General features: G+C 34.3%; 20 protein-coding genes. 15 read left to right on the top strand and 5 right to left on the bottom strand.

All coding sequences use genetic code 11. From position 1 onward, the window contains the following. Positions 1–25: 25 nt before the first annotated feature. Both GJV85_RS11220 and GJV85_RS11215 read left to right on the top strand, forming a co-directional pair. The gene (locus GJV85_RS11220) at positions 26–226 is read left to right on the top strand and encodes a hypothetical protein (protein ID WP_207561467.1); all 201 of its coding nucleotides are present in this window, start codon (positions 26–28) and stop codon (positions 224–226) included. Beyond that, on the top strand, positions 216–602 hold the full coding sequence (locus tag GJV85_RS11215; RefSeq protein WP_207561466.1) for a DoxX family protein: 387 nt from the start codon (positions 216–218) through the stop codon (positions 600–602). Before GJV85_RS11220 ends, GJV85_RS11215 begins: the two co-directional genes overlap by 11 nt. 10 nt (positions 603–612) lie before the next feature. Here the strand turns inward: GJV85_RS11215 and GJV85_RS11210 are convergent, their stop codons facing one another. Continuing rightward, positions 613–1,170 (bottom strand): CDP-alcohol phosphatidyltransferase family protein, encoded by a 558-nt coding sequence (locus GJV85_RS11210; RefSeq protein ID WP_207561465.1) that lies wholly within the window; start codon positions 1,168–1,170, stop codon positions 613–615. A gap of 161 nt (positions 1,171–1,331) precedes the next feature. Here GJV85_RS11210 and GJV85_RS11205 point away from each other — a divergent pair, with 161 nt between their 5' ends. The 7 genes from GJV85_RS11205 to mltF all read left to right on the top strand — a co-directional run bounded on the left by GJV85_RS11205 (position 1,332) and on the right by mltF (position 10,135). After that, positions 1,332–2,948: a methyl-accepting chemotaxis protein gene (locus GJV85_RS11205; RefSeq protein WP_207561464.1), complete on the top strand. Its 1,617-nt coding sequence runs from the start codon at positions 1,332–1,334 to the stop codon at positions 2,946–2,948. 20 nt (positions 2,949–2,968) lie between these two features. After that, the gene (locus GJV85_RS11200) at positions 2,969–4,252 is read left to right on the top strand and encodes an OprD family outer membrane porin (protein ID WP_207561463.1); all 1,284 of its coding nucleotides are present in this window, start codon (positions 2,969–2,971) and stop codon (positions 4,250–4,252) included. A gap of 95 nt (positions 4,253–4,347) precedes the next feature. Then, complete coding sequence (locus tag GJV85_RS11195; RefSeq protein WP_207561462.1) at positions 4,348–4,575, top strand: FeoA family protein; 228 nt, start codon at positions 4,348–4,350, stop codon at positions 4,573–4,575. Continuing rightward, positions 4,572–6,710 (top strand): ferrous iron transport protein B, encoded by a 2,139-nt coding sequence (gene feoB / locus GJV85_RS11190; protein WP_207561461.1) that lies wholly within the window; start codon positions 4,572–4,574, stop codon positions 6,708–6,710. The genes GJV85_RS11195 and feoB overlap by 4 nt, the downstream gene beginning before the upstream one ends. Positions 6,711–6,771: 61 nt before the next feature. After that, the gene (locus GJV85_RS11185) at positions 6,772–7,434 is read left to right on the top strand and encodes a response regulator transcription factor (protein WP_207561460.1); all 663 of its coding nucleotides are present in this window, start codon (positions 6,772–6,774) and stop codon (positions 7,432–7,434) included. Beyond that, positions 7,434–8,708 carry an ArsS family sensor histidine kinase gene (locus GJV85_RS11180; protein ID WP_207561459.1) on the top strand — a complete coding sequence of 425 codons (1,275 nt, stop codon included), beginning with the start codon at positions 7,434–7,436 and terminating at the stop codon, positions 8,706–8,708. The genes GJV85_RS11185 and GJV85_RS11180 overlap by 1 nt, the downstream gene beginning before the upstream one ends. 23 nt (positions 8,709–8,731) lie before the next feature. Continuing rightward, the gene (gene mltF, locus GJV85_RS11175) at positions 8,732–10,135 is read left to right on the top strand and encodes a membrane-bound lytic murein transglycosylase MltF (protein WP_207561458.1); all 1,404 of its coding nucleotides are present in this window, start codon (positions 8,732–8,734) and stop codon (positions 10,133–10,135) included. Here the strand turns inward: mltF and rsfS are convergent. Together rsfS and nadD are read right to left on the bottom strand one after the other, a co-directional pair. Further along, entirely contained in the window at positions 10,125–10,451 is a 327-nt protein-coding gene (rsfS, locus tag GJV85_RS11170) for a ribosome silencing factor (protein ID WP_207561457.1), read from the bottom strand. The genes mltF and rsfS overlap by 11 nt on opposite strands. Continuing rightward, a complete protein-coding gene (gene nadD / locus GJV85_RS11165) occupies positions 10,441–10,995 on the bottom strand; it encodes a nicotinate (nicotinamide) nucleotide adenylyltransferase (RefSeq protein ID WP_207561456.1) in 555 nt (184 codons plus the stop codon). Before nadD ends, rsfS begins: the two co-directional genes overlap by 11 nt. Before the next feature lie 63 nt (positions 10,996–11,058). On the opposite strand from nadD, the gene gap reads away from it, so the two are divergent. The 3 genes from gap to GJV85_RS11150 are packed head-to-tail and all read left to right on the top strand — an operon-like array spanning position 11,059 to position 13,975. Then, positions 11,059–12,060, top strand: a complete 1,002-nt coding sequence (gap, locus tag GJV85_RS11160) for a type I glyceraldehyde-3-phosphate dehydrogenase (RefSeq protein WP_207561455.1) — start codon at positions 11,059–11,061, stop codon at positions 12,058–12,060. A gap of 8 nt (positions 12,061–12,068) precedes the next feature. Further along, on the top strand, positions 12,069–13,268 hold the full coding sequence (locus GJV85_RS11155) for a phosphoglycerate kinase (protein WP_207561454.1): 1,200 nt from the start codon (positions 12,069–12,071) through the stop codon (positions 13,266–13,268). Between the two features lie 2 nt (positions 13,269–13,270). Next, positions 13,271–13,975, top strand: a complete 705-nt coding sequence (locus tag GJV85_RS11150; protein WP_207561453.1) for a triose-phosphate isomerase — start codon at positions 13,271–13,273, stop codon at positions 13,973–13,975. 14 nt (positions 13,976–13,989) lie between these two features. On the opposite strand, the gene GJV85_RS11145 is transcribed toward GJV85_RS11150, so the two are convergent. After that, positions 13,990–14,400 (bottom strand): hypothetical protein, encoded by a 411-nt coding sequence (locus tag GJV85_RS11145; protein ID WP_207561452.1) that lies wholly within the window; start codon positions 14,398–14,400, stop codon positions 13,990–13,992. Between the two features lie 107 nt (positions 14,401–14,507). Between GJV85_RS11145 and GJV85_RS11140 the strand changes: the two genes are divergently transcribed. Both GJV85_RS11140 and GJV85_RS11135 read left to right on the top strand, forming a co-directional pair. Continuing rightward, positions 14,508–15,710, top strand: a complete 1,203-nt coding sequence (locus GJV85_RS11140) for an OprD family porin (RefSeq protein WP_207561451.1) — start codon at positions 14,508–14,510, stop codon at positions 15,708–15,710. A 109-nt stretch (positions 15,711–15,819) separates the two neighbouring features. Next, on the top strand, positions 15,820–16,779 hold the full coding sequence (locus GJV85_RS11135) for an ABC transporter permease (RefSeq protein ID WP_207561450.1): 960 nt from the start codon (positions 15,820–15,822) through the stop codon (positions 16,777–16,779). Between the two features lie 107 nt (positions 16,780–16,886). Here GJV85_RS11135 and nusA read toward each other — a convergent pair whose 3' ends face one another. Beyond that, the gene (gene nusA / locus GJV85_RS11130; RefSeq protein ID WP_207561449.1) at positions 16,887–18,020 is read right to left on the bottom strand and encodes a transcription termination factor NusA; all 1,134 of its coding nucleotides are present in this window, start codon (positions 18,018–18,020) and stop codon (positions 16,887–16,889) included. 222 nt (positions 18,021–18,242) lie between these two features. Here nusA and GJV85_RS11125 point away from each other — a divergent pair, with 222 nt between their 5' ends. After that, on the top strand, positions 18,243–18,488 hold the full coding sequence (locus tag GJV85_RS11125) for an HP0268 family nuclease (protein ID WP_207561448.1): 246 nt from the start codon (positions 18,243–18,245) through the stop codon (positions 18,486–18,488). Position 18,489 lies beyond the last annotated feature (1 nt).

The raw sequence follows: 18,489 nt of genomic DNA, 5'->3' as shown, positions 1-18,489 counted from the left end.
GTCAATATTTAGGTAGTATACAGTTATGAATATTCAAACACAATACAGTTATGAAAAAATTTGGACAGATACAAATGAGAAAGACCTTCTAAGAATTATTACTGAAGAGGTAGGAGATGCGGATCCATCGGGAACACTTATGTATGTGAAAGAGGCAATTAAGTCTGGAAAAACCATAAGCGTGGGAAGTTGTAAATTTAAACTAAAGGAAAAAAATGCCAACTAATTCTGATATTGCAAAACTATTACTAAGACTGACTCTTGGTGGTTTAATGCTGTTTCATGGTGTACATAAGGTGATACATGGAATAGGCGGAGTAAAAAGTATGGTTACTAACTCAGGACTACCAGAGTTTATAGCATATGGTGTTTATATAGGAGAGATTATCGCTCCTATATTTATCATTCTTGGGCTTTATGCTAGAGTTGCTTCATTAGTAATGGGCATTAATATGCTTATGGCTATATTTTTAGCTTATGGATTTTCACTTTCACTCTCGAAATATGGTGGACTCGCAATAGAATCGCCACTACTTTTTTTAATAATGAGCATACTGCTTTTCTTGTTAGGTAGTGGAAAGTACGGCGTAAATAGCAAATAAAACTTTTTACTTAAGGATGTTTTACTTTTATGTTTGAGTTAAGACTCCATCCTATAGCTCCCATAAGAGCTATAACGCCAAAAGCAGGTAGCACTTCATAGCTGTTTGCTAGATAAACCAGCCAGAGTAAAATCGCACCTAGTGGTGTAGGCACTCCCGTAAAGTACTTATCAACCTCTCCCGCATCTATGTTTAAGTTAAAGTGAATCAATCGTCTTAGTCCTGAGATAACATAGTAAATGCTAATAACTGATGCAAGGGCTAAACTAAGGCTACCTAATGAAGTGCTATAAACAGCTTGAAAAATTAAAAATACGGGAACAAGTACAAAACTTAAAAAGTCTGCAAAACTATCTAACTGAATTCCAAACTCGTTTGAGAGCTTGTACTTTCTCGCAATCTTACCATCAAATATGTCAAAAGCCCCACCTATCCAAGCTAGTATAATGGCTATAAAAAAATTGTTTTGAGTGATGAAATAAGTCGCCATGAGACCGGCTGTTATATTTACAAAGGTAAAAAGGTTTGCTAAGTTAAAATGCGAAGATGATGTCCATAAAAAGTTCATTAAAATCCTTAGTTAGTATATGTGTTGACATTATAGCAAATGAGTCTAAATATTAAACAGAAAGTAACTTTATAATTAAATGTTATATGATTAAGTAATATGTAATGAAAGTAGGAATATTATTAGTAAATGGCACAACGAATATAAACATAGGAGTTTAAATGTTAAGATCTGTAAAAATGAATAATTTACTGTGGGGTACGGGGGTAATTATTTTATTACTTGTATTAATTATCACAAGTATTATATATGTAAATGTATCTAAGACTGAAGAGTTAATGGCTGAAAAAAGAACAAAAATACTTCCTCAGGCCTTTGCAATGATGGACCTAAAGATAGATGTTATACAAGTTCAGCAATGGCTTACAGATGTATCAGCAACAAGAGCTCATGAAGGTTTTGATGATGGATTTAGTGAGGCTGAGAACTACTTTATCCAAGCAAACAAGGTTTTAGACTCCTTAATCTTAAACAACAAAGGCACGGATTTAGCCTCTGAAGTTAAAGTATTTAAAAAAGACTTTGCTGCCTTTTATGAGATAGGTAAAAAAATGGCAAATGTTTATATTAAAGAGGGTGCAACAGAGGGTAACAAGCTTATGTTAGAGTTAGACCCTTATGCAGAGAAACTGACAAATCAACTAGAAATATGGGTGAATGAAAACCTTGAAAACAATGATTTTGCTGGAGATGAAGTTGAGAGTATGATCGTTGATGTGAAGATTAAGTCACTGATTTCAGGGATTATATTACTTATAATTATTGTTATATCATTTAGTATTATTGCTAGTATACTTGGAGGTATTCAAGTTATAAAAGCACATCTTCAAAAGATGGAAGAGCTTGACTTTTCTCAAAAACTAGAGGTAATTGGTAAAAATGAGGTCTCTGAAATAGCGAGCTCTTTAAACTCGATGACAGATAAGGTATCTAAGGTTCTCTTAACCATTAGTAATACTTCTATGCAAAATATTTCAATATCAGAGGAGCTAACAAATAGCTCTAATACTATGGAGGACAACATTAACCACTCTAGTGCTATTGTTTTAGAAACATCAAACTCAACGACAGAAGTGCAGAGTAAAATTGATGACTATATAGAAGAGGCGAAAAAAACTAAGGATGAAGTTATTCATGCAAATGAAAAACTCAATGAAGCACGCGAAGAGATAGTGAAGTTAACTCAAAAAGTTCAAGAAACATCTGAAGTGGAGATAGAGTTAACACACAAAATTCAAACACTATCACAAGAAGCAGATCAAGTTAAAGAGGTACTTACCGTTATTAGTGACATAGCAGACCAAACAAATCTACTTGCACTAAACGCAGCTATTGAAGCGGCTCGTGCAGGTGAGCATGGTCGTGGGTTTGCAGTTGTTGCTGATGAAGTAAGAAAACTAGCAGAGAGAACACAGAAGTCTTTAGCAGAAATATCTGCAACTATTAATGTCATAGTCCAGTCTATAATGGAAGCAAGCTCACAGATGGAGAAAAATTCTAAAGAGATAGAAGACTTGACAGTGGTATCTAGAAATATAGAAGATGATATAGAAACAGTAAGTAGTGTAATGGATGCTGCGGTTCAATCTAATGAAGATACTACAAATAACTTTGTAACTACTGGTGAGCATATGAATAAAATTAAAAACGAAGTTTTAAAAATTAATGAGTATTCAGAAGGTAATTCACAAAGTTCAATGCAAATGTCTAAGGCATCTGCTCATCTGTTAAATGTTACAAACAAGCTTAATAGTGAAATAGAAAAGTTCAAAGTTTAAATCATAAAGGACAGTATAATATGAAGAAAAAATCCTTAATTGGTTTAACATTTTTAACAATAAGCACTATAGCTCAATCAAATGACGTCGTGCAGAGTGTAGAAAAAGAAGATAGAGCACGCTCAGTTAGAGAAGTTGTAAGTGACATAAGAAAAAACGAGACTAAAGAACCGACTGTTGTTGATAACTTCAAACATATGTTTGAAGCAGGAAAGGTCTCTGGAACATTAAGAGTTATGGGGGCAGGTTACAAGAATAAAGCTCCATCAAGTGTAGACACATATGCAACGGCAATTGGTGGTCTTTTAAAGTACGAACTTGCTGAGTACAATGGCTTTAACGCAGGAGTTGCAGTATCGACTTCTCAAGATATACCTTTTGCTACAGGGGATAAAAATATAGGAGAGCAAAATTCAGAACTCTCTTCAGTAAATGGTAGCTATACAACAATTAGTGAAGCATATCTAAACTACAAATATAATGATTTTAACTTTAGAATAGGACGACAAGTAATAGATACGCCACTTGCAGATAGTGATGATATAAGAATGGTTCATAACACATTTGAAGCATATATAGCCACTTATGACTTTAAAGAGATAGCATTTATGGCTGGTCATCTGAACTCTTGGCAGGGGACAGATGCGGGTGTAGATGATGGCTGGATTGAAGCGGGAGAAAATGGTGTTACATTTGCAGGAGCTTCATACTCTGAAGATTTAACATTTGAAGCATGGTACTATAACTTTTCGGAGTATACAAACGCTATCTATTTAGAAGCTGGAATAGAACATGATATGGCAGAAAATATACAACTACATGGTGTGCTTCAGTATCTAAATGAAACGCAGCTACAAGGAAGTGGCATTGGGGCAAATGTTTATGGAGCACTGGTTGAATTAATAGCCTATGATATTGGATTTGGTATTGCATATAATGGAGCTGACAAACAAAATGGAAAAAGCAGTTTTAGCGCTTTAGGTGGAGGAGCGCTATTTACTAGTATGGATACTTTTATCATAGATGAGATTGCACAAGATAGAGATGCTTCGGCACTGCTTGGCGGAATTAGATATGAGCTAGATAATTTCCACTTTTACTATGCTTATGCACTTTTTGATGGCAAAGCAGACAGCAGTGGTGCTAAGGCAAAACTTTCTGAGCAAAATATGGGTTTTGAATATAATGTAAATGACGAGTTTTTAGTTTCCGCTCTTTATGCAATCTCTACAGATCTAAATAGTGACATAAAGACAGATAGCGACTGGGATAGAGTTCAGTTAATGGTAAATTATAATTTTTAAGAGTTAAGCTGTGCTTTTAAGCATGGCTATAATCTTAAGCTCTTATTTAAATGATAATGATTATAATTACAAGAATAATAATATAAAGAAATATAATGAAAACATTGATAGATTGCAAGAAAGCTTGTCGCGTTAAAGTACTTAAATTGAATGCAAAAGATGACTTAAAGCAGAGGTTAATCTCCTTTGGAATTATGAAAGCGAGTATCTTAGAAGTTTTAGAACACTCACCTGGCAAAAGTACAGTAGAGATTAAAGTTGGAAAAATGAGAATAGCACTCAGAGCTCAAGAAGCACAATTAATAGAAGTAGAAAAAATATGAATGAAGAAATAAAAGCCTGTCCAATAATCGCTAACCATATTAAAATTGCATTGGTAGGGCAGCCAAATGTAGGTAAGAGTATGCTTATCAACTCTGTCTCAAATGCACATCTACATGTTGGAAACTTTTCTGGTGTAACAGTAGATAAAACTGAAGTACTATTTGATTATGAAAACTACAGTTTTACAGTTGTAGATTTACCTGGAACATATGCATTTAATAACTATACACTTGAAGAGAAAGTGACGCACAACTATCTACGTGCAAAAGATTATGACCTTATTATAAATGTAGTTGATTCAACAAACTTAGAAAAGAACCTGCAGCTTACTTCTGAACTTCTTACTATGAGTAAAAAAGTTGTTATCGCTTTAAATATGAGTGATGAAGCTGAAAAAGAAAATATTGTCATAGATGCTAAGTATATGTCAGAACTTATAGGCACTCCCTGTGTGAGAGTTTCAGCTGCAAAGAAAATGGGAATAAATGAGCTTTTAAATGCTGTAATACAAAAACATGAAGCAACTCAGAGTGAATCAAAACTGATATTTAGTGAAGCAGTAGAAGAAGAAGTAACAAAAATAGCTAAATATTTAAAACGCCATAAGTTTCGATCAGAAAATAGTTACAGAAACATAGCAATAAATCTTTTAAAAAATAACGAAGACACATATGGTAAGCTTCATGAAAAACCTCTCTGGACAGAACTGCAACCCATCCTCATAGAGGCTTCAAAACATATAGAGCTACATCATGACACAGATGATATCAAAGAAGCGTTTGCTGAAGAGTACTCAGCGTTTAACCGTGGTGTAATTGCTGAAGTTGTGCAACAAGATATCATAAGTGAAGAAAAAACTACTACTGAAAAGATAGATAGTGTGCTGATTCATCCTGTTTTTGGAATACCAATCTTTCTCTTTTTTATGTGGAGCCTTTTTCAGTTAACTTTTGAAATAGGCGCTATTCCTATGGAGTATATAGATATGTTCTTTGGATGGTTTGGTGATACTATAGGTGCTACCATTTCAAATGATGATATTCGCTCTTTAATAGTAGATGGGATTATTACGGGTGTTGGTGCAGTTGTGCTTTTTGTACCAAATATCATCATTCTTTTTATTGGAATCGCTCTATTGGAGAGTACCGGTTATATGTCAAGAGTAGCATTTTTACTTGATGGATTTTTCCATAAGTTTGGACTTCATGGACAAAGTTTCATTCCCCTTGTAACTGGTTTTGGCTGTTCAATACCTGCTTATATGAGTGCTAGAATTTTAAAGAATGATAGAGATAGACTACTTACTCTTTTTATCATTGGATTTATGAGCTGTGGCGCTAGACTTCCTGTATATGTTCTTTTTGCAGGTGCATTTTTTAGTCCTGAAATGGCAGGAAATATTCTTTTTATCATATATATTAGTGGGGCTATACTTGGTTTGATCGCGGCTAAAGTTCTAAAACTTACAGCGTTTAAAGGTGCAGATGAGCCTTTTGTTATGGAGATGCCAAAGTATAGACTTCCATCTGTGAAGCTTATCTGGCATACGGTTTTAACAAAAACGATGATGTATCTTAAAAAGGCGGGTACTTATATAGCTGCAGCTTCTATGTTAATATGGTTTTTAAGTAATTATCCGCATAATTTACTTTTAGAAGAGGAATATAGCACGAAAATAGAGAAGAGTATCAGTAAAGAAGAAAAAGTACAACTTCAAAACAAACTATCTGTGGAACTACTTGAACAGAGCTACTTAGGAACTATTGGTAAATTTTCTGAGCCAATATTTGAGCCATTAGGCTTTGACTGGAAGATGAGTGTTGCATTGCAGACTGGACTTGCAGCAAAAGAGGTTGTTGTATCTACTCTTGGCGTTTTATATGCGCTTGGTTCTGAGGTAGATGAGCAGAATAACTCCTTAGTAAACGCCATAAGTAAAAATATCTCTTTTGCTTCGGCGTTAGCATTTATAACGGTCATTATGATTTACCTTCCATGTTTAGCCGCTTCGGTAGTCTTTACTCGTGAAGCGGGACATATAAAGTACTTTTTCTACCTTTTTGCTTTTACGTCAATTGCTGCATATAGTTTGGCGTTTATAGTTTATAACATTACTACTATATTGGTAGGTTAGTAAAGAAATTAACCTATTGTTATTTCATATCTGTTAGAATTGCTAAACTAAGGAATATTGAATGCAAAAAATATTAATGATAGAAGATGATTTAGAACTAGCTGAAATACTTACAGAGTATCTTGAACAATTTGAGTTTGAAGTAGTAACAGAAGATGATCCTTTTAAGGCTGTGAGTATCTTAAAGCTAGAGCCATTTAACTTGGTTATTTTGGATCTTACTCTCCCTGGCATGGATGGACTAGAAGTATGTGAAGCGATACGTGAACGCCAAGATATCCCCATCATTATAAGTTCTGCAAGAAGTGACGTGACAGACAAGATAAAAGCACTTGAACTTGGGGCTGATGATTATCTTCCAAAACCTTATGACCCTAGAGAATTAGAAGCTAGAATACACTCTGTACTTCGTAGATACGAAGCAAAGTCAGAAGAAAAAGCTGAATCTAAAAGTGATTTTAGATGCGATAAAGCAACTATGGTTATTACCTATAAGGGAAGAAATATTGATCTTACAAACGCTGAGTTTGGGATTCTCTCGTATATGATAAGTAAGCAAGGCCTCGTTGTTTCACGTGAGGATTTAATCCATAACGTAAATGCAATTAATGAAGACTCTTCAAACAAAAGCATAGACGTGATGGTGGGACGCATTAGAAATAAATTAGGTGATAAATCACTTATCGAGTCAGTACGCGGCGTTGGATATAAACTTCTAAAATAATGAAACAACATGCTGTTTTAATCACTGTTTTATTTGCACTTAGTGTCTCTCTTATAAGTGTAAGTATAATATTTTGGGAGTTTTATAAACTTAACAAACAGCAGTATATAGACCATATCTTTACAAAATACTCCGTTATAACTCAAATATATAGAGAACATCAACAACGCCAAAACTCAGATATTATGCTTGATGCAAATCTTGCGGTTTATAAGATGCAAATAGTAAAAGATGAAGCTGAACAAGAGCGTGTAGTTAAGGGTGGAGAGATACTTAAACGCGAAGGATTTGAAAGTGTAAAGGCATCTTTAATGTTTAGCGAGGGTGAGTTATACACTAAAAATACTATCACAAAACTTCGTGCTACAATGATAGAGTATAAAAACCATATTTACTTTTTCATGCAAACAAAAAATGCCGGACTTCTCATAAAAGATGAAGATTTAAAAAGCTACATCTACATTAATCTACTCTATGCATATAGTACGATTTTTTTAATCATATCTATCTCTTTTATTTTAGTCCTTCAAAAACTACGTCCACTTATTCGTTTGAGAAAAAAAATAGAACTTTTTGGAGATGGAAATAGAGAGATATCGTTTAAAACAAATAACTGTGATGAGATAGGTCTAGTCTCTAATGAACTAGAGTCAACAAAAGGAAAGATAAACAACCTTTTAGAGTCACGAACTCTCTTTTTGAGAAACCTAATGCATGAGTTGAAAACGCCAATAGCAAAAGGCACAATAGCAACGCAGATGTTAAATACTCAAAAACAAAGAGATAGATTTACATCAATTTTTGCCCGTCTTGAAACACTTGTAAATGAGTTTGCTCTGATTGAAGAGGTGACAAGTTTAGATAATAAAAAAGATTTTAAAGAGTATCGACTTGTTGATATTATTGATGGTGCAATCGATATGGCTATGGTTGATAGAAGTAGTGTAAGTGTGGATATATCCGGAGATGTAAAGAGAACTGTTAATTATAGACTCTACACTACCGCTATAAAAAATATGATTGATAACGCTATGAAGTACTCATCAGATATGCATATAAAAATACTTATAATAAATGGTGAGTTAAGTTTTGAGAGTCGAGGTGAGTGCTTATCTCATCCTCTACAGTACTACATTGAACCATTTACAAAAGACAACCCATCTAAAAATAGCTTTGGATTGGGTCTATACTTGGTTGACTCCATTTTAAAATCTCACGGTGAAGTTTTGGCTCACGAATATGAAAAAGGTGTAAATAGATTTATTTTTGCATAAGTTTAAAAATGTAAACTACTGCAATGAATAAGCTTACATTTGTTTTAGTGACTCTCTTTTTTGCAGGGTCCTTCTTTGTTTTTGGGTGGATAAGCCACTCTAATTATATACCAAATAAACGTATAGTTAAAGAGACCACATTAGATAAAATAATCAAATCAAAAACATTAAATGTCGTGATGCTAAACTCCCCTACAGTCTACTATATAGGTCCAAAAGGTCCACAGGGATTTGAATATGATTTATTAAAAAATTATGCAGACCATTTAGGTGCTGAGCTTAATATTACTACGGTTGGAACGGTTAAAGAAGCCTTAGAGTTTAGTCGCAATCCAAATATTCACATAACTTCTGCATCTATTACAAAAACACAAGAAAGAGAGAAGTTATACAACTTTGGCCCCTCTTATTTTGAAGTACAACAACAGGTAGTTTGTAATCGTAGTATGAGATCTCAGTCTAGGTTTCCAAGAGATGTAGAAGATTTAGAAAATGTCTCTTTAATGGTAGGAGAAGAGACAAGTTACAGCGAGACAATACAAATGCTTAAAAGTGAAGGTTTTGAAATCAATGCTTCCATCAGTCCTAACTTCTCTACCGAAGAGCTCCTAGAGTATGTTGCAAAAAAGGAGATAGACTGTACGATTGCAGATTCAAACATATACTCATTAAATATAAGATATAACCCTGAGATGGCACTTGCATTTACTATAAGTGGGAGAGAACAATTAGCTTGGATTTTACCAGATGATTCTCAAAAGTTAGAAGCTGATATGTATGCTTGGTTAAATGATTTTAATCAAAAGGGAAAAATGAGGGAGCTTGAAGATAACTACTACTCTTATATTATGTTTTTTGATTACTATAGTACTAAGATGTTTTATAAACGCATTAAGACGAGGCTACCAAAATATAAAAAGTATTTTCAAGAGGCAGGGACAAAGTTTAGTATTCCTTGGACTCTTATAGCTAGCATCTCTTATCAGGAGTCACATTGGAATGCTAAGGCGAAAAGTTTTACTGGAGTAAGAGGCTTGATGATGCTTACAAAAAGTACTGCTAAAATGTTAGGTGTAAAAAACCGACTAGATCCCAAGCAAAGTATAATTGGTGGGACAAGGCATATTAAACAGATGCTAAAATTTGTTCCTAAAAAGGTTGAGGGTGAGAATAGACTTAAGTTTGCACTCGCGGCTTACAACATTGGATTAGGACATGTTAGAGATGCTCAAAAGTTAGCTACTAAAATGGGGCTTAATAAAAATGTTTGGAGTGATTTGAAAAAGGTACTTCCACTCCTATCGCAAAAAAAATATTATAAAAATTTAAAATATGGATATGCTAGAGGAGCAGAACCTGTAAAGTATGTAGAAGCTATATATAACTATAGAGATATATTAGAAAAGCTTACTAAGACTACAAAGTAGTATCAGTAGATAGTTCACTTAAAAATGTTTCCATATCATACTTTACTCTATACTCAGGGGTCATGATGTGGATAAGAATATCACCAAGGTCTGCAACAACCCAATCACCACTCTCGTCTACATTGTTAAAAGTTTCTTCTGGTTTTAGTCCATTTTTTAAGTGATCTAAAAGAGCTGTTGTGTGTTTAGTACCTAAAGATGAAGCAATAATTGCATAATCGACGAAGTAGTTTTTCTCTTTTAAATCAAACACTTCAATTGACTCTGCTTTATTTTTATCTAGTAGATCTGTTATTTTTTTAATTCTATCTTGCATTTTTTTCCTTCATTGTTTCTGTATAGTATGTAGCAATCTCTTGAGAGTTTTGTTTTGCTAGCTTAGATATATCTATCTTTTTTCTTAGCTCAGAAGATGAGATATCTATATCTATGTTTATTTTTATAAACTCTTTAGGTATATCTATATTTTCTCTTGATGCGACTATGAATGTTACAAGCTTGTTTAACTCTTCGTACTTGTACCACTCTTGTAAACTTTTTAAATTATCAGCACCTATTACTAGGTATATTTTTTCATAATTTTTAAGTAGATGTTGAACACTTTTCAGTGTAGGAACTTTTTTGTTCATATCTACTTCAAAGGAACTCACTCTAACTTTTTTATAGTTAGAAAAAATATTTTCTAACCAGCCTAAGCGTAGTTTAGCTGGTGCACATGATGCTGCTTTAAATGGATTTAGATATGTTGGCATAAGTATAATCTCATCCAAAAAATCTAAATCTATAAGAGCTTTAACTACTGCCTCATGACCAATATGAGGAGGGTCAAAGGAACCTCCATAGAGTGCTGCTGTTTTCATTTAAAGCGAATTATAGCTAAGTTTGGATAAAATAAGCCAATTAAAATTTATATAGGATATATAATGGCATTAAAAATAGCAATTAATGGATTTGGTAGGATTGGACGTTGTGTCGCTCGAATTGCCGCTACTAGGAATGATGTGGAGATTGTAGCTATTAATGATATGGCAAGTATGGATATGATGCTTTATCTTTTAAGAAATGACTCAGTTCATGGAACATTTAAAAGTGAAGTTGAGCAGATTGATGAGCATAACATTAAAATAGACTCTCAAGTTATTAGAGTTTTCTCAGATCGCGATCCTAAAAATCTTAAATTTGCTGATTGTGGTGCAGATATGGTTCTAGAGTGTACTGGTGTATTTTTAACTCAAGAGTCTGCACAAGTCCACATCGACAATGGTGTTGAAAAAGTTCTTTTTTCTGCTCCAGCAAAAGATAAAGAGACTCCTACATTTGTTACAGGAGTAAATGAAGAGAAGTATGATGGACAGAAGATAGTTTCAAACGCTTCTTGTACTACAAACTGTCTGGGTCCTGTCGCTCGTGTCTTAGATGATGCTTTTGGAATTGAGAAAGGTCTTATGACGACTATTCACTCATACACAAATGATCAAAATATCTTAGATGTAAAACACTCAAAAGATAAACGTCGTGCTCGTGCAGGTGCTATAAATATGATACCTACAACTACTGGTGCGGCAAAAGCTATCTCTCTAGTAATGCCACAGCTTGAAGGTAAATTACATGGTCAGTCTGTTCGTGTTCCAACGCCAGATGTTTCTATGGTTGATTTAAATGTTGTTGTAAAACGCGGCACTACAAGAGAAGAAGTTACAGCTGTATTTAATGAAGCGGCAGATAATAGACTTAAAGGTCTTTTACTAATGGATAAAGAGATGAGAGTCTCTCAAGATTTCGTAGGTAGTGAGTACAGCTCTATTGTTGCTGAAGATTTAACGCAAGTTATCGGTGGAGATATGGTGAAAATCATGGCTTGGTATGACAATGAGTGGGGCTACTCTATGCGCTTAATCGATATGGCAATTCATATTAGTAAATAGGAATCATAATGGAACTATTAAATATTAAAAAATTAGATTTAGACCATAAAAAAGTATTCATCAGATGTGACTTTAACGTACCAATGGATGAGTTTGGAAATATTTCAGATGATAGAAGAATAAAAGGGGCTCTAGCAACTATTAACTACTGTTTAGATCAGGATTGCTCTATCATATTAGCTTCTCATTTAGGTCGTCCAAAGGGTGAAGTAAATGAGAAGTACTCTCTTGCACCAGTAGCTAAAAGACTGAGCAATATTTTAAAAAGAAAAGTCATTTTGGCTAAAGACGTAGTTGGTGAAGACGCATTTGCTCAAGTTGAAGCTCTAAAGTGTTGCGATATTTTACTTTTAGAAAATCTTCGTTTTGAACCAGGGGAGACAGAAAATGATAGTGATTTAAGTAAAAAACTCGCTTCTATGGCGGATATTTATATAAATGATGCATTTGGCGTTTCTCACCGCGCACATGCTTCAGTTGAGGGCATTACAAAATACTTTACAGAAACTAGCATGGCTGCAGGATTTTTACTTGAACGCGAGATTAACTTCTTTGGTAAACTTATAAACGATCCCGTACGTCCTTTCGCGGCAATAGTTGGTGGGAGTAAGGTTTCAGGTAAGTTAGAAGCTTTGATTAATCTTTTACCAAAAGTGGACAAAGTATTTATAGGTGGAGGAATGGCATTTACATTTCTTAAACAGATGGGCTATGACATAGGAGCATCTTTAGTAGAAGATGACCTTTTAGCGGATGCTCAGCATATAATGGATGAGGCAAAAAAACTTGGTGTAAAGTTTTATCTTCCAGTTGATGTAATAGCTGCTGAGAAATTTTCTGCTGATGCTGTAAGTAAGATAGTAACAGCACAAGAGATTCCAAGTGAGTGGATGGGTCTGGATATAGGTCCAGCAACTGTGAGACTCTATCGTGAAGGTCTTAATGATGTTCAAACAGTTTTATGGAATGGCCCAATGGGTGTCTATGAGATGGAAAAATTTGCTCGTGGGTCATCGAAGATAGCTCATTTTGTTGCAGATAGTTTTGCTACTACCGTAGTTGGTGGTGGTGACACAGCTGACTTGGTGCAACGTATTGGACTTGATGAAGAGATGAGTTTTATCTCTACTGGTGGTGGAGCTTCTTTAGAACTTCTAGAAGGGAAAATTCTTCCAGGTGTAGCACCACTAATAATAACGGAGAAATAAAGATGATAATAGCGGCAAATTTAAAAACAAACCTTACAAGAAAAGAAACAAAAAAGTATATTAATGAAGTTGATGCTTACATCACTTCTTGTAACTCTTCTCAAGAGGTTTTAGTATTTCCCGCTATGTCATCACTTGACACTTATAAATCTTCTGTAGTGGTGGGTGCTCAGAATGCTTATCCAACTGATAACGGTGCGTTTACAGGGGAGATAGGTCTTACGCATTTAAACGAGTTTGATATCAAAACTATTTTGATAGGGCATAGTGAACGCAGACATATTTTAGGTGAAACTCAAGAAGAGCTTGTTAAAAAGTTTAACTATTTTAAAGAGCTTGGTTTCAAAATAGTTTACTGTGTGGGTGAACCTCTTGAAAAACGTGAAGCTGGAAAAGATGTAATGATGGAGTATATCTCCACCCAGTATGAGGGTATCGATACTCAGTATGAAAACCTCATTATTGCATATGAACCGGTTTGGGCTATAGGTACTGGGCTTACACCAACACTTGACGATATAAAAGATATTCATAAAGAGTTAAAAGATAAATCATCCGCACCGCTTCTTTATGGAGGTAGTGTTAAAGTAGCTAACGCTAAAGAAGTTTTAAGCATTGAAAATGTTGATGGAGTTTTAGTCGGAAGTGCCGCGCTATGTGCGGAAGACTTTTGTAAAATGATAGAGTTTGCTGAGGAACTCTCTTAGAGTCTCAACTTTTTTTATTTAGATACTTTTCCAATTACTGGCATATTGTTTAATTTTTTGACATGTGAGTTATTATGATCAGCTGGCTTAGCTCTAAAATATGCTTCTGACTTGTCTACTATTTCCTGAAGTGTGAAGTTTTTATCTTCTTTTTCTATATATATAACTTCTTCGTCACTCGCTTTTTTAGACTGGCTCATATACTTTTTTTGTATCTTCTCATCTTTACTAACAGTTGGAGTCCACTCATCTTCTACAAACTCATCTAATGTCTTTTGTATAAATCCAGCTTTCTCTTTTTTTACTATAGGACTAACACTGTTTAATGCACTGTTATTTGAAGGCGAGACCTTAGTATTACTAGCACATCCTCCCAATAATAAAAGCAAGAAGATTGAGTTATATCTATTAATTAATTGTTTCATAAGTGAATTATATCGGATAATTAACTAATAGTTAAGTGTTTAAGCAAAAGAAAAGAATGTATTATGCTATACTAATGTCGAAATTTGTAACAATATAAGGAGAATATATGAAATATACAAAAATGAGTTTAGTGGCTGCGTTACTAGTAGGGTCAAGTGCATTTGCAATAGATAACACGAAGATAAGTGGTGATGCTAAGTTATTTTATGATACTTCTGATACATTAACTAACGAGTTAACGGATCAAGCTAGTTCAAGAGGACAAGCTGCTATCGATTTAGCAATTACAACTGACTTAACTGAGAGTGTATCTGCTGGTGTTTCAACAACTGCTTTAACTACTTTAGGTTTAGAGAACAATCTTGTTGGAGCTGTTTGGTCTGATGCTGCTGCAACACCTGATACTTCAACTGATTGGTGGGTTTCTGAAGCATGGATGGCTACAACTATGGGTAAGACTACTGCTAAGATTGGTCGTCAAGCTTTAGACACTCCTCTTGCGTTTTCTGAAACTTGGACAATAGCTCAAAATACTTTTGATGCTGCTGTATTAGTTAATCAAGATATTAAAAATACAACTTTAGTTGGTGCATACATTGGTAATGGTAATGGTGCTAGTGATGGTACTGTTGTAAATGTTCCTACTGATGCAAAAGATGATAGCTATGCTACATTTGGTGTAAAAGGTGCATATGCAGCAGGTGTTATTAATAACTCTGTTGAAGATCTTGCTCTGCAAGCATGGTTTTATGACGTAACAGATATGGCTCAAGCATTCTGGTTACAAGGTGACTTTAACATGGATGGCATTATGGTTGGTGCACAGTATTCAACTATGTTGACTGAAGGACAACTTGCTGGTCAAGCTGATTCAAATGCTTTTGCAGCAAAATTAGGTTACTCTGATGCAGATATGGGACTTACAGCTTCTGTTGCATACTCTCAAACTGCTGAAACTGGTTTCTTAAATATTGGAAATGTTGCAACTGGTGCTAATGTTGGAGCTCAGTCTAAACTATATACTGAAGCATGGTGGAACTATGGTTATGTTGGTGCTGCTGACATGACTGCTATGAATGTTACAGTTGAGTATGCTCTACAAGATATTGCTGATTTAGGTCTTTACTATACTGATATTACTGCTGGTGATAAAGCTGCAAATAAAGATGTAAATGAAATCACTTTATCTGCAAGTAGATCTTACGGTGCTCTTGATACATCATTAGTTTATATCCGTACTGATAATAAAAACATTAATAATACTAATGCTTTTAACACAGTACAAGTTTATTTAACTCTTAACTACTAGAGTCTATTAAACTCAAATAGTCACTCTTCTTTTGAAGAGTGGCCTCTTTTAAGACTCTCTCCTCTTCAACTACTTTTTTAACACTATTTTATTTGTGATATAATCCATTATGCATATATTTATCAAAAAATTATTATATATTCTCTTTATGTTACTGCTCATATCTCTTATATCATTTTTAGCAATTCACTCAGCACCCAACTCTTTTTTTGGAGCAGGAGAGCTAAATCCAAATATGACTAAAGAAGCAATTAGTAAACTGAAGGCTGTATATGGTCTTGATAAATCACTTACATTACAATATGTAGATTGGATAAAAAATATAGCTACTCTTAACTTTGGCATATCTTTTGTTAGTGGTCAAGATGTGAGTGAAGAGATACTAAAGAGACTCCCTGTTACACTTTTTATGAATATTGTAGCTTTAGTATCAGTATTTGCTGTTTCATTATACTTAGGTGTAAAAGCAGCTCTTTCATACGAGAAAAAAACTGACTATTTTATACGACAAGTCTCTTTGGTCTCTTTTTCTATGCCATCTTTTTATTTAGCACTTTTGTTTATTATATTTTTCTCCATTAAACTTGCTTGGTTTCCTATTGCTGGGCTACATTCAGTAGAAGAAAAAACAGGATTATCAAATATTTTAGATATGGCTTGGCATTTGACTTTGCCTATTGGTGTTATGATATTTGTTGGTATCGGTAGTATGATAGTCTATGTACGCTCATTAACATTAGAGATATTAAAGAGTGATTATTACTATTTTGCACTTTCTCGAGGTTTGAGTAAAAATGAGCTCTTATATCGCTATATTATGCCAAATCTTTTTCCACCTATTGTTACGCTTTTAGGACTCTCTTTACCAGGCCTCATTGGAGGGAGTGTTATTTTGGAGTCTATTTTTGGGATTGAGGGGATGGGACAGCTCTTTTTTATGTCAGCGCTAAGTAGAGATTATCCTATAATTATGGGTACTTTAATGATAACGTCATTTTTAACACTTCTAGGAAATATGATCGCGGATTTAATCTTACTAAGATTAAATCCATATATGAAAAGAGGGTAGTTTTTATATTGAGAATCTCAAAAAATTTAGTTTTTTGTAGCTTTAGGAGGTTGTAGGGAGTTTAGTCCCTGCCATTACAATGAGCTTTGCTTATTGTAATGAAGTAATTAATTAAACAGTGCCTCAAGTGCGTCAACACTATCTTTCTGCTCTACTATCTCACCATCTTCAGTAGTTGTAGTGTCTGACTCAAGAAGTTCAATTTGCATACCTGTTAGCATAGAAGCTAAACGGATATTTATACCACTTTTACCAATCGCTTTACTCTTTTGGTCAGCCGGAAGAGTAATTATTGCTTTAACATTTTCACCCTCATCATTTTTAACTATCTCTACATGAGAGATGATAGCCGGACTCATTGTACGTGATACAAAAAGTTCTGGTATGCTAGTATATTCAATACAGTCAATATTTTCACCTATTAACTCATCACTAACTGCATTAATACGCACACCTTTAACACCAACAGTAGCACCAACCGCATCAACTTGAGGGTGAGTACTTAAGATGGCAATTTTAGCACGTTCACCTGGTATGCGAGCTGCTTTTTCAATGATTACAGTTCCATCAGAGATTTCAGGTACTTCAAGAGCTAAAAGCTCTTCTAAAAACTTAGGAGACGTACGAGAAAGTTCTATCTGTATACCGTTTTCTTTATCCATTGTAACGCGACGCACAACCGCTTTAATGTGATCTCCAACATCAAAGAACTCGCCTTTTATACGACTTTTCATTGGAAGCACAGCACGGACTTCATCTACTTCTATATATGTTGCATTATTTGAATCAACGCGAGTAACGCGACCACTTACTAGTGTTCCAACTTTAGATGTATATCTATTGTACATCTCATCTTCTACAAGTCTTTGGATGTGATATTCTATTTCACGGTGAAGTTGTGAAGCCCCAGTTCTACCATACTCTTCTAAGTCATGATCTACTTGGAGCTGATCATCAAGTTCTACTTGGTCATCATACTCTCTAGCTTCGCTTATAGGGATGAAAGCAGGAGCGAGCTCTTCATCTTCTAGTCTTGCATCATCATCGGCTACAACGGTAATTGTTTGAACTATTTTTATGCTTTTTGCCGCATCATCAATTTGAGCTTCAAACGCAAAGTTTCTATCGATAACTCTTTTGGCAGTTTGAACAAACGCCGTCTTTAGCGACTCTAGCACTTTTTCAGGTGAGAGTCCTTTTTCATGTGCAATAGCTTCGGCAATATCTAGAATTTTTTCCATATTTTTTCCTTAATTTATTTCATTTAATAAAGAAATTCCTACTTTGCTTAGCCTAAAAAGGAGTAAAGTTCTTCCCAAAATTTAATTGACAATAGTAACTGCTTTGGGGGGATTTCTTATGAAGTAGGGAATTATACCAAATAAGTCATTAAAACAGCTTTAACCAAATATTTATGACTTTTTGAATATAATGTCTGCAATATATAGACTCAAGGAATTATTATGGATTTAAAGTTTGCAAGAACAGAGATAGATGAAAAAGCAAAAAAAGTTGATTTAGCTAAAATAGAAGCTACAGTGGCTAAAGACGATAGTGTAATCTTCTATTTTGATAGAGATAACTCACATAAAGATTTACTATCTCTTCAAGATCATTTTGAAGCAATGGGAAAAAGTTTTTATATGAGTGAAGTAAAATTTGGTCTATCAGATAATGATTATATGTACCAAGTTCATATAATGAGCTAAA

It is taken from the genome of Sulfurimonas aquatica, from assembly GCF_017357825.1.
GTDB classification, from domain to species: domain Bacteria; phylum Campylobacterota; class Campylobacteria; order Campylobacterales; family Sulfurimonadaceae; genus Sulfurimonas; species Sulfurimonas aquatica.
The sequence above is the reverse complement of the archived record's forward strand: the minus strand, read 5'-3'. Positions and strand labels throughout refer to the sequence as shown.